This is a genomic window from Achromobacter sp. (assembly GCF_032102605.1).
Lineage (GTDB): Bacteria > Pseudomonadota > Gammaproteobacteria > Burkholderiales > Burkholderiaceae_B > Achromobacter.
Genome location: NZ_DAMDGT010000009.1, coordinates 286,067 through 297,844 on the forward strand (window position 1 = coordinate 286,067; position 11,778 = coordinate 297,844).

Consider the following 11,778-nt stretch of genomic DNA (forward strand, 5'->3'; position numbering starts at 1 on the left):
GTCCAGCCAGACCCCTGGCGAGCGCGGCCCCAAGGCCCGCCGCCCCGTAAAGCCGGCGCATGACCGGCGACAAGCAAGGAGACAAACCATGTGCAAGTTGCTACGCCTGTTGGCCGCTGCGGCCCTTTCATTCGCCGCCACGGCCAGCCACGCCGCCTGGCCCGATCGCCCCATCACCCTGGTCGTGCCGTTCACGCCCGGCACCGGCATCGACCTGATCGCGCGCCAACTGGCGGCCACCCTGCCGCAGACGCTGGGCCAGCCTGTCGTGGTGGAGAACCTGGCGGGCGCCAGCGGCAACATCGGCAGCGAGAAGGTCGCGCGCGCCAATCCCGACGGCTACACCTTCCTGGTGACGGTCAACACGTTCGTCATGAACAGCAGCCTCTACAAGGGCAAGCTGCGCTTCGACCCCCAACAAGACTTCGCGCCGGTGGGCCTGACGTCATGGGGTTCGCTGCTGCTGGTGACGCATCCGTCCAATCCCGCCAACACGGTCGCCGACGTCGTGCAGGCGGCCAAGGCCGCCCCGGGCAAGCTCAGCTACGGAACGCCCGGCGTCGGCACCCCGCATCATCTGTCGATGGCGCTGTTCCTGGATCGCACGGGCGCCACCATGCTGCACGTGCCCTACAAGGGCACGGCGGGCGCCGTCACCGACATGCTCGGCGGCCGGCTCGACTACATGTTCCTGCCGGTCCATGTGGCCCTGCCGCAAGTAAAGGGCGGCAAGCTCAAGGTGATCGCCACCGGCAGTCCGAAGCGCCTGCCCCAACTGCCCGACGTGCCCACGCTGACGGAAGCCGGGCTGCAAGGCGCGGACGTGGACATGTGGTACGGCGTGCTGGCGCCCAAGGGCACGCCGCCCGCGATCGTCGACCGCATGAACCGCGACATCAACGCCATCCTGAAGACGCCGGCCACCGCCACCGCCTTCGACGCGCAGGGCATGGTTCCCGCCACCTCCACGCCCGCCGAATTCGGTTCTCTCATCGGCCGTGACGCCAAGCGCTGGGACGACGTCGTCGCCCGCACCGGCATCACGGCGGAATAACCCCTCCCGATCCGTCCGCCCACGGACTACCGCCCTTAAAAGACGCACCCTCCATGCAACTGCACAGCTTCTTCAACAGCTCCACGTCCTACCGCGTGCGCATCGCGCTCGCGCTCAAGGGCCTGTCCTACGAATACCTGCCGGTGAACCTGCGCAAGCAGGAGCAGCGGGCGGCGGACTACGTTTCCAGGAACCCGTCGGCGGGCGTGCCCCTGCTGGTGGACGGCGACACGCAGTTGTCGCAGTCGCTGGCCATCATCGACTACCTGGACGCCACGCATCCCGAGCCGCGGCTGATTCCGGCCGACACGCTCGCGCGCGCCCGGGTGCTGGAGCTGTCCGACGCCATCGCCTGCGACATCCACCCGGTCAACAACATGCGCATCCTGCGCTACCTGCAGGAAGTGCTTGGGGCCAGCGACGACCAGAAGAACGCCTGGTACCACCACTGGATCCGCGAAGGCATGACCGCCGTTGAAGCGCTGCTGGCGCGCCACGGCCACGGTGCGTTCTGCTTTGGCGATGCGCCCACGCTGGCGGACTGCTGCCTGGTTCCCCAGGTGGCCAACGCCCAGCGCATGGGCTGCGACCTGTCCGCCTATCCACGCACCCTGCGCATCTACGAGCACTGCAACACGCAGCCCGCCTTCCAGCAGGCCGCACCCACCCAGCAACCGGACTACACCAAGTGAGCAAGCAAGAACCCGACACCCAGGGCGCGCCGCTGCGCGAGTACACCGACCCCGCCTACCGCCCCCTGTGCACCAATCTGGCCGACGTGCGCGCCAACATCGACCGGCTGGACGACGACATCGTCCGGCTGATCGCCGAGCGCGCCATGTACGTGAAGGACGCCGCGCGCTTCAAGCGCGACGCCTTCCAGGTCAGCGCGCCCGCGCGCCAGGCCCAGGTCTTTGAAAAAGCCCGAAAGCTCGCCGAACGCCACAACCAGGGCTTCGCGAACCTGGAGCAGGTGGTGGACGCCACCTACCGCGCGATGGTCGCCGCATTCATCGCCAATGAGCAAACCTATTTCGACACCATGAAAGACGTGGGAGACACGCATGCTTGAGCTTTCGATCCCGCAACCCGGCCGGCCGCTCGCGCGCCGCGTCGCCGTTCGCGCCGTGGCGCTGTGCCTTGCCGCGCTGGGGCCACTGGCCGCCGCCACCGCCGCCGACGCCTGGCCCACGCAGCCGCTCAAGGCCGTCGTTCCGTTCGGCCCGGGCTCCAGTCCCGACCAGGTCGCTCGCATCGTCAGCGAGAAGGCCGGCGCGATCCTGGGCCAGACCATCGTGGTCGAGAACAAGCCGGGCGCCAGCGGCAACATCGGCACCTACGCCATCGCCAACGCCAAGCCCGACGGCTACACCTTCGGCGTGTCCATCACCGGCCCGCTGGTGAACAACACGCTGCTGTTCGACAAGCTGCCCTACGCGCCCGCCACCGACCTGTCGCCGCTGACCCTGGCGGTGCACCAGCCGAATGTGCTGGTGGTGCCGGCCACCGCCGGCATCGACAACATCGGCCAGCTGCTTGATGCGCTGAAGAAGAACCCGGACAAGTACAACTTCCCGTCGCCCGGCGCCGGCACCGTGTCGCACCTTGCCGTCGAACTGCTACTCCAGCAGATCAACGCGCGCGCGATGCACGTGCCCTATCCGTCGTCGCCCGCCGCGCTGACGTCGCTGCTGTCCGGCGACACCCAGTTCGCCGCGCTGCCGCCCATCGCGGTCATGCCCATGGTGAAGGACGGCCGCCTGAAGGCGCTGGCGGTCACCTCGTCCAAGCGTTCCGCGCTGCTGCCCGAGATCCCGACGCTGGCCGAAGTGGGGGTGCAGGGCATCGAGGGGTCGGCGTGGATCGGCTTCGTGGTGTCGTCCAAGACCCCGGCCGACGTGCAGAAAAAGCTGTCTGACGCGCTGGTCCAGGCCATCCGCGATCCCGAGGTCGCCAAGCGGCTTCAGGCGCAATTCATGGACCCGGTGGGCGACACGCCGGCCGAATTCCGCGCGTACATGGATGACGAGTTGAAGCGCTGGGAGCCTTTGATCAAGAAGCTGGGCATCAAGGGCCAGTAATACCGACGCGCGGCCCTGCCGCGCGCCGACCGCAACAAGCAAGGAGATTTCAGATGGTCATTACCGAACCCGCCCGCCAGGTCCCGTTGTACGGCGAATATGAGGTCGTCGTGCTGGGCGGCGGCCCCGCCGGCGTACTGGCGGCCGCCAGCGCCGCGCGCAATGGCGCCAGCGTGCTGCTCGTGGAACGCTACGGCTTCCTGGGCGGCATGGGCACCGCCGCCGGCGTGTCCAACTTCTGCGGACTGCACGCCAACATCCACGGCGACATCCGGCAGGTGGTTCACGGCATGACCGACGATCTGCTTGACCGCATGCGGGCGATGGACGGATTGAACGATCCGCACCTGATCCTGGGCAAGATCCACGCGCAGGCCTATGACATCTCGGCGTTCAAGTGCGCGGCCGACGGACTGGTGCAGGACAGCGGCGCGCAGGTGCTTTTCCATGCGCTGGCCACGGGCCTTACGCGCGACGACCAGGGCCGCGTGGATGCGCTGCTCCTGGAAACGAAGTCCGGCCGCTGCGCCGTGCGCGCGAAGATCTTCATCGACTGCTCGGGCGACGCCGACATCGCCCAGTGGGGCGGGCTGCCGTTCGAAAAAGGCGACGAGCACGGCCACATGCTGTACCCGACGCTGATGTTCAAGGTGGGCAACGTCGACGGCGCGCGCGCGCAGGAAGCCTGGAAGACCATCCCGCAACTGATGGACGACACCGCCGCCAGCGGCGAATTCACCTTCCCGCGGCGCGGCGCGATCGTGCGCCCGCAGAAACACGACTACGAATGGCGGGTGAACGTGACGCAGTTGGCCAATGCCGACGGCAGCGCGGCCGACGGCACGGACGCCGGCTCGCTGTCGGCCGGCGAGCTGGAAGGCCGCCGGCAGATCATGAACTACCTGGCCTTCCTGCGTGCAAAGGTGCCGGGTTTTGAACAGGCCTATGTGCTGGACATCGCGCCGCAGCTGGGCATCCGCGAAACCCGCCGGATCGTGGGCGAGGTCATGCTCAGCAAGGAAGATGTGCTGGGCTGCGCGGACTTCCCCGACAGCATCGGCGTCAACGGATGGCCGCTGGAGATGCACACGGCGGGCGACGTGAAGTGGGTGTGGCCGCCCATCCCCGAATCGCGCGGCTACAACCAGCTGCCCTTCCGCATGATGGTCCCCAAGCGCGGGCCGGGCGTGGCCAGCAACGTGCTGGTGGCCGGCCGCTGCGCGTCCATGACGCACGAAGGCCAGTCGGCCGCGCGCGTCAGCGGCAGCTGCTTCGTCATGGGCGAGGCTGCCGGCACGGCGTCCGCGATGGCGTTGCGGGCAGGCATTGCGCCCGCCGACGTATCCATTCCCGCGCTGCAGGCGCAATTGAAAAAGCAGGGCGCCTTCCTGGGCGGCCAACACTGACCCCGCGCGAGATCCCGACATGACTACAACTCTCGCTGCACAATCGAAACCGCAATCCGTGATCGTCGTGGGCGGCGGCATCGGCGGCCTGGCCGCCGCGCTGGCGCTGACCCGCCAGGGCATCGCCGTGCAACTGCTGGAGCAGGCCGCGCACATCGGCGAAATCGGCGCGGGCATCCAGCTGGGCCCCAATGCCTTCGCGGCGCTGGACGCCCTGGGCGTGGGCCGCGCCGCCCGCGATCGGGCGGTCTTCACCGACCACATCATCATGATGGACGCGGTCGACGCCAACGAGGTCGTGCGCATCGACACGGGCGAGGCCTTCCGCGCGCGCTTCGGCGGCCCCTACGCGGTCATCCATCGCGCCGACATCCACCTGTCCATTTTGGAGGCCGTGCAGAAGGACCCGCTGATCAGCTTCCGCACGTCCACGCAGATCGCCAGCATGTCGCAGGACGAACGCGGCGTGGAAGTGGTGGACACCGAAGGCAACCGCTATCGCGCCGATGCGGTGGTGGGCGCCGATGGCGTCAAATCCGTCATCCGCGAGCGCATGGTTGGCGACCCCGCGCGCGTAACGGGTCACGTCGTCTACCGGGCCGTGGTCGAACGCGACAACATGCCCCAGGATCTGCGCATCAACGCGCCCGTGCTGTGGGCGGGCCCGCACTGCCACCTGGTCCACTATCCGCTGCGCGGCGGCCAGCAATACAACCTGGTCGTCACCTTCCACAGCCGCGAACAAGAGGAATGGGGCGTGCGCGAAGGCAGCAAGGAAGAAGTGCTGTCGTACTTCCAGGGCATCCACCCGACGCCGCACCAGATGCTGGACCGCCCCACCTCCTGGAAGCGCTGGGCCACCGCCGACCGCGAGCCCGTCGAACGGTGGGGCCAGGGCCGGGTCACCATCCTGGGCGACGCCGCGCATCCGATGACGCAATACATGGCCCAGGGCGCCTGCATGGCGCTGGAAGACGCCGTGACGCTGGGCGAAGCCGTCAAGCATTGCGAACAAGATCTGGAGGCGGCCTTCCGCCTGTACGAATCGGTCCGCATCCCGCGCAGCGCGCGCGTGGTGTGGTCCACGCGCGAGATGGGCAGGCTCTATCACGCGCGCGGCGTGGAGCGCACCGTGCGCAACATGCTGTGGACGGGACGCAGCCAATCCCAGTTCTACGACGCACTGCAGTGGCTGTACGGCTGGAAGGTCGAAAACTGCCTCCAGGGAGGCACTCCGCAGTAGAAGAAAATCGCAAGGCAAAACTGCTTTCCGCAAACAGGCGGGAAACAGGCGGCTAACAAGCGGCAATCAAGCATAAGCACAAGAGGAGACAACCATGCACAAAAGCACCATCCGCGGCGCAGCCGCCGTCATGCTGTCATTGGCCTCGTACGCGGCCAGCGCGCAGCAGAAACCCGTGGACATCGGCTTCATCGGCACTCTGTCCACGCCGGCCGGCTACATCGGCGAAGACGAGCGCGACGCCTTCATGCTGGCCGTCAAGGAAGGCGGCGGCAAGCTGGGCGGCGTGCCGGTCAACGTGCGCGTCGAGGACGACGCGCTGAAGCCCGCCAACGCCAAGCAGATTGCCGACAAGATGGTGCAAGGCGGCGTGCGCCTGTTCACCGGCATCAACTTCTCGAACGTGATGGCCGCCGTCGGCCCCACCGTGCTGAATGTGGGCGCCTTCTATGTCAGCCTGAACGCCGGCCCCTCCAACTACGCCGGCAAGGCCTGCAACCCGAATTATTTCTCGGTGGCGTTCCAGAACGATTCGTACGCCGACACGGCCGGCATGGCCGCCAATGAGCTGGGCGCCAAGCGCGTAGTCATCATGGCGCCCAACTACCAGGCCGGCCGCGACGCCGTCGCCGGCTTCAAGCGCACCTACAAGGGCGAGATCGCCGACGAGATCTACACCAAGCTGGAACAGGCCGACTTCTCGGTGGAGCTAGCGCGCATCCGGTCCCTGAATCCGGACGCCATCTTCCAGTTCCATCCGGGCGGCGCCGGCATCAACCTGACCAAGCAGTTCGCCAATTCCGGCCTGGCCGACAAGATCAAGATGATCACGCCCATCTATTCGATGGACGACCGCATGCTGGCCGCAACCGGCACCGCGGGCAAGGGCTTTTACTTGAGCTCGCTGTGGAGCGCCGATCTGGACAACGCGCAGAGCAAGCACTTCGTCCAGGCGTTCACCAAGGCCTACAACCGCGCGCCCACCGCCTACGCGGCGCAGGCCTACGACACCGCCAACCTGATCGCGTCCGGCCTGAAGGCCGTCAACGGCGACATCACCGGCCGTCCAGACGATTTCCGCAACGCCCTGCGCCGCGCCGACTTCCCCAGCGTGCGCGGCAACTTCAAGTTCGGCTCGAACCAGCATCCCATCCAGGACTGGTACCTGCTGCACATCGACGCGGGGCCCGACGGCAAGCTGGTCTACAAGAACCTGAAGGTGCTTGCCCGCAACCACACCGACGTGCACGCGGTGGACTGCAAGATGCCGTAACGCGGCAACAGGCCGCACGGGGCGGGCTCGCCGCCCCGTGCGCCGTCATCACACAGACTCTCTCGAGAAGGAGTCGCAATGCTGATGTTCCTGGAGCAGGTCCTGAACGGCCTGCAATACAGCGCCTTGCTGTTTTTGTTGTCGGCGGGATTGACGCTGGTATTCGGCATCATGAACGTCATCAACCTGACGCACGGCTCGTTCTACATGGTGGGCGCGTTCTGCGCCGCCAGCGCCGCCGCGTCCACGGGATCGTTCGCGGCCGCGCTGCTGGCTGCTTTGGCGGGCGCCGCGCTGTACGGCCTGGTGGTCGAACTGCTGGTCATCCGCCACCTGTACCGGCGCGACCACCTGGACCAGGTGCTGGCCACTCTGGGCCTGACGCTCTTCACCAATGAACTCGTGACCGTGCTGTTTGGCCGCAGCCCGCCCTTCATGGACATCCCGCCGTTCCTGTCGGGATCCGTCGCGCTCCTGCCGGGCCTGAACTATCCCGTCATGCGGCTGGCCTTCATCGGCGCGGGCGCGCTGGTGGCGCTGGGCCTGTGGCTGCTGATCTCGCGCACGCGCGTCGGCATGCTGGTGCGCGCGGGCGCCGACGATGGCGAAATGGTCGACGCGCTGGGCGTGAACATCCAGCGCCTCTTTACCCTGATCTTCACGCTGGGCGCCTTGCTGTGCGGCTTTGCCGGCGTCATGGCCGCGCCGCTGCTGGCGGTGGAGATCGGCATGGGCGAACGCATCCTCATCACCACTTTCGTCGTCATCGTGGTGGGCGGCGTGGGCTCGGTGCGCGGCGCATTGGTGGGCTCGCTGATGATCGGCATGACCGACGCCCTGGGCCGCGCCTACATCCCCTTCTGGATGTCGCGCCTGCTGCCCCCGGAACTGTCGGACTCGGCCAGCTCCAGCCTGGTGTCCGCCACCATCTACATCCTGATGGCCATCGTGCTGCTGTTCAAGCCGCGCGGACTTGTGCCTGCCCAGCGCTAGGAACGAGATCCATGAACAGACAAACTTCATCGTCGGATGCGCTGCCGGCGGGCGTTCGCGGCACACCCGCCAGTGCGAGCAAGCCACGCATCACCCGCAGCGCCATCGTCAACGCGATCGGGCTCCTGCTTTTCGTCCTGGTGCCGGCCATCGCGTCGGCCACGGGCGAGAGCTTCCTGGTCAACCTGATGACGCGCTTTCTCATCTACGCCATCGCCGCCGTCAGCCTGGATCTCATCCTGGGCTACGGCGCCATGGTCAGCTTCGGCCACGCCGCGTTCTTCGGCCTGGGCGGCTACGTGATCGGCATTGCCGGCTTTCACCTTGGCCAGGGCGACACGCTGTTCGGCTGGAGCGGCAGCAACGCCGCGCTGGTCATGTGGCCGCTGGCCATCGCCGTGTCCGCGCTGGCGGGGCTGGTCATCGGCTTCCTGTCGCTGCGCACGTCGGGCGTGCAGTTCATCATGATCACCCTGGCCTTCGGGCAGATGCTGTACTTCATCCTGGTGGGCCTGATGGTCTACGGCGGCGACGACGGCCTGTCCATCGACGCGCGCAACACCCTGCCCGGCCTGAACCTGAACGATCCGTCCACCTTCTACTACGTCTGCCTGGCGCTGATGACCGCGTGGATCGTGGTGTGCCGGCGCATCGTCAACTCGCCGTTCGGCATGGCGCTGCAAAGCATCAAGCAGAATCCGCGCCGCAGCATCGGCCTGGGTCTGGCCCCGCTGCGCTACCGGCTCACGGCATTCGTGCTGTCAGCCGCGGGCACGGGACTGGCGGGCGCGCTATGGGCCAACTACGCCCTCTTCGTCAGCCCCGACATGACGGCCTGGCAGAAGTCGGGCGAACTCATGGCCATGGTGATCCTGGGCGGCATGGGCACCATCTTCGGCCCCGTCCTGGGCGTCGCGGTCTACCTGGGGCTGGAGCAGGTCGCCACCGGCTGGACCGAACACTGGATGCTGATCCTGGGACCCGTGCTGGTGCTGGTCGTGCTGTTCGGCAAACGCGGCGTCTACGGCTGGCTCGTGGGAGGCAAGCAATGACCGGACATCCCAAACTGCAGATCAAAGGCCTGCAAAAGGCCTTCGGCGCCGTCCAGGCCACGCAAGGCGTCAACCTGGAAGTCAGGCCCGGCGAACTGCACGCGCTCATCGGCCCCAACGGCGCGGGCAAGACCACCCTCCTGTCCCAGATCAGCGGCGAAATCCTGCCCGACGCCGGCAGCATCTGGCTAGACGGCGATGACATCACCCGCATGCCCGCGCACAAGCGTCCCGCAGCGGGGCTGGCGCGATCCTTCCAGATCAGCCAGCTCTACCCCGACTTCACCGCCGAAGACAACGTCGCCATGGCCGTGCAGGCGCATAGCCCCGGCGGCTTCAACCTGTGGAAAAGCGCCCGCCACATGGCCCGGCTGCGCGATCCCGCAAGACAGGCGCTGGAACGCGTCGGCCTGGCCGACCGCGCCGACGTGCGCGTATCCGCCCTGGCGCACGGCGAAAAGCGCCAGCTCGAACTGGCCATGGCGCTGTCGCTGGACGCATCCCTGCTGCTGCTGGACGAACCCATGGCCGGCATGGGCGCCCAGGAATCCCAGCGCATGACCGCGCTGCTCCAGACATTGAAGGGCCGCTACGCCATCCTGCTGGTCGAACACGACATGGACGCCGTCTTCGCGCTGGCCGACCGCGTCACCGTCCTGGTCTACGGCAAAACCATCTTCACCGGCACGCCAGACGAGGTGCGCCGCCACCCCGACGTGCGCGCCGCCTACCTGGGCGAGGAAGACTGATGCTGCAAGTCAAACAACTGCAAGGCGGCTACGGCGCCAGCAAAGTGCTCTTCGGCGTCGACCTCGACATCGCGCCGCGCCAGGTCGTCTCGTTGATCGGCCGCAACGGCATGGGCAAGACCACCACCGTAAAGACACTCATGGGCATGCTTCCCGCCCAGGGCGGCGACATCCTGCTGGACGGCAAACCCATCGCCGGCATGGCGCCGCACCGCATCGCCCAACTGGGCATCGGCCTGGTGCCCGAAGGCCGCCGCGTCTTCGGATCCCTGTCCGTCGAAGAAAACCTCGTCGCCACCGCCCGCAACACACGGGCCGGCTGGCATATCGGCCGCGTCTTCGACCTGTTCCCCCGCCTGAAAGAACGCCGCGCGCAATCCGCCCGCACCCTGTCCGGCGGCGAACAGCAGATGCTGGCCGTCGGCCGCGCCCTGCTCATCAACCCTCGCCTGCTGATCCTGGACGAAGCCACCGAAGGCCTTGCGCCCCTGATCCGCCAGGAAATCTGGAACTGCCTGCGCCGCCTGAAGGAAGAAGGCCAGACCATCCTGGTGATCGACAAGAACCTCAAGGAAATGGCCACGCTGGTGGACCGCCACCACGTCCTGGAAAAAGGCCGCGTCGTCTGGCAAGGCAGCCCCGCCGAACTCGCCGCGCAGCCCGACCTGGCGCATCGATATCTGGGCGTGTAAGCACGGGGCCGCCTGCTGGCGGCCCTGCTAATCCTGCGACTCGCAGAAACGCAGCCGATTGCCGAACGGATCGATCACCGCCATGACGCGCCCCCAAGGCATGTCTTCCACGCAAGGGCGCATATAGGCATAGCCCTTCGCGCTGACCTCGGCGTGGTATTCATCCACGCCCTGCATCCGCACGAACACCGCCGACCCCGGCGTCGCATCGCCGTGATGCTCGGAAAGATGCAGCACCAGATCCCTCCGATGCACCTGCGCATACAACGGAAAGCCCGCCTCGAAGCGATGCTCCCAGTCCCACGTGAAGCCCAGGAAATCCAGATAGAAATCGCGCGCCTTCTCCACCGAGAAAATGCGCAGGATCGGAATGGCGGCGTGCAGGTGCATGGCGTGACCTTGGTAGTATGCGAAAAAAACCAGCATAGACCACCTGATGCCCATCGCCACCCAAGACTCCTGGAAACACCTGCCCGCCCCCGAGCAACGCGAACCGCTGCACTTCCAGGCGCGCTACACCGCGGGCGAATACGCCCGCCTGCAACAGGGCGTCATCCCGCGGGAAATGGAGGACAAGTGGTTCATCTACCTGCACGACGGCTGGCTGCGCCTGCACCGCAGCTGGACCGGCAACTGGATCTATGCGCTGCGCCTGGAACAGGACGGTGAAGACTGGACGGTCACCGACTCATGGGTCAACCGCGACCCCGAGCAATACCAGATCACGGACGGCGACTACGACAGGAAGATGCTGGCGAACATGCTGCAGTGGCTGATCAAGGGGCCGCAATGGCCTGGAAGCGAAGGTGTCTGACACCCCGCCACGGGCGGCTCAAGTTTGAGAGTCGTCTCGTTCGGGTGTCAGACACCTGGCGAACGTGCGGTTCAGCTTGGAGCGGCATCTCGTTCGGGTGTCAGACACCTGGTCACCTAGGATCACCCAACATCGCCCGACAACAATTACGCGCAGCGTCATCCCCTCGACGCAAGGCACCGCGTAAGCCCCACAAGGCCGCCCGCGCGGCCGCGGTGGGGCGGGCCCCGCAAGACGTTCCTATCCAGCGCCAACGCCAAGAAAAACCTCAAGGACTCCGCCCGCGCCAACGACCGGCAAGATTCAACCACCCAAGCCCGGCGCGTCGGCGGCCTGGGGTGCGCGGGGCGTGTAGATGCGCCCGAGGGAAACCGTAGGGAGCCGAAGGCGGACGAGATTCTATGGTGTGGATCAAGCTGTT

Annotated in this window: 13 protein-coding genes; 12 read left to right on the forward strand and 1 reads right to left on the reverse strand. The window is 66.9% G+C overall.

Annotated features, from left to right (window positions below):
• Positions 1 to 88 precede the first annotated feature (88 nt).
• The 11 genes from RT614_RS20975 (at position 89) to RT614_RS21025 (ending at position 10,543) form a co-directional block, all read left to right on the forward strand.
• Positions 89 to 1,054, forward strand: a complete 966-nt coding sequence (locus RT614_RS20975; RefSeq protein WP_313624046.1) for a tripartite tricarboxylate transporter substrate binding protein — start codon at positions 89 to 91, stop codon at positions 1,052 to 1,054.
• Positions 1,055 to 1,107: 53 nt separating this feature from the next.
• Positions 1,108 to 1,746, forward strand: coding sequence for a maleylacetoacetate isomerase (gene maiA, locus RT614_RS20980; RefSeq protein ID WP_313624047.1), 639 nt, complete (start codon positions 1,108 to 1,110; stop codon positions 1,744 to 1,746).
• A complete protein-coding gene (locus RT614_RS20985; protein WP_313624048.1) occupies positions 1,743 to 2,126 on the forward strand; it encodes a chorismate mutase in 384 nt (127 codons plus the stop codon). The genes maiA and RT614_RS20985 overlap by 4 nt, the downstream gene beginning before the upstream one ends.
• Positions 2,119 to 3,135, forward strand: a complete 1,017-nt coding sequence (locus RT614_RS20990; protein ID WP_313624049.1) for a tripartite tricarboxylate transporter substrate binding protein — start codon at positions 2,119 to 2,121, stop codon at positions 3,133 to 3,135. Before RT614_RS20985 ends, RT614_RS20990 begins: the two co-directional genes overlap by 8 nt.
• 53 nt (positions 3,136 to 3,188) lie before the next feature.
• The gene (locus RT614_RS20995) at positions 3,189 to 4,541 is read left to right on the forward strand and encodes an FAD-dependent oxidoreductase (RefSeq protein ID WP_313624050.1); all 1,353 of its coding nucleotides are present in this window, start codon (positions 3,189 to 3,191) and stop codon (positions 4,539 to 4,541) included.
• A 19-nt stretch (positions 4,542 to 4,560) separates the two neighbouring features.
• The gene (locus RT614_RS21000; protein WP_313624051.1) at positions 4,561 to 5,784 is read left to right on the forward strand and encodes a 3-hydroxybenzoate 6-monooxygenase; all 1,224 of its coding nucleotides are present in this window, start codon (positions 4,561 to 4,563) and stop codon (positions 5,782 to 5,784) included.
• Positions 5,785 to 5,878: 94 nt separating this feature from the next.
• Positions 5,879 to 7,057, forward strand: a complete 1,179-nt coding sequence (locus RT614_RS21005; protein ID WP_313624052.1) for an ABC transporter substrate-binding protein — start codon at positions 5,879 to 5,881, stop codon at positions 7,055 to 7,057.
• Positions 7,058 to 7,135: 78 nt separating this feature from the next.
• The gene (locus RT614_RS21010; RefSeq protein WP_313624053.1) at positions 7,136 to 8,050 is read left to right on the forward strand and encodes a branched-chain amino acid ABC transporter permease; all 915 of its coding nucleotides are present in this window, start codon (positions 7,136 to 7,138) and stop codon (positions 8,048 to 8,050) included.
• Positions 8,051 to 8,139: 89 nt separating this feature from the next.
• The gene (locus tag RT614_RS21015; protein ID WP_313624066.1) at positions 8,140 to 9,102 is read left to right on the forward strand and encodes a branched-chain amino acid ABC transporter permease; all 963 of its coding nucleotides are present in this window, start codon (positions 8,140 to 8,142) and stop codon (positions 9,100 to 9,102) included.
• Positions 9,099 to 9,851 (forward strand): ABC transporter ATP-binding protein, encoded by a 753-nt coding sequence (locus RT614_RS21020; protein WP_313624054.1) that lies wholly within the window; start codon positions 9,099 to 9,101, stop codon positions 9,849 to 9,851. The genes RT614_RS21015 and RT614_RS21020 overlap by 4 nt, the downstream gene beginning before the upstream one ends.
• Positions 9,851 to 10,543: an ABC transporter ATP-binding protein gene (locus RT614_RS21025; protein WP_313624055.1), complete on the forward strand. Its 693-nt coding sequence runs from the start codon at positions 9,851 to 9,853 to the stop codon at positions 10,541 to 10,543. The genes RT614_RS21020 and RT614_RS21025 overlap by 1 nt, the downstream gene beginning before the upstream one ends.
• Before the next feature lie 27 nt (positions 10,544 to 10,570).
• Here RT614_RS21025 and RT614_RS21030 read toward each other — a convergent pair whose 3' ends face one another.
• Entirely contained in the window at positions 10,571 to 10,933 is a 363-nt protein-coding gene (locus RT614_RS21030; protein ID WP_313624056.1) for a glyoxalase superfamily protein, read from the reverse strand.
• Between the two features lie 46 nt (positions 10,934 to 10,979).
• Between RT614_RS21030 and RT614_RS21035 the strand changes: the two genes are divergently transcribed.
• Entirely contained in the window at positions 10,980 to 11,357 is a 378-nt protein-coding gene (locus RT614_RS21035; protein ID WP_313624057.1) for a hypothetical protein, read from the forward strand.
• Positions 11,358 to 11,778: the final 421 nt, after the last annotated feature.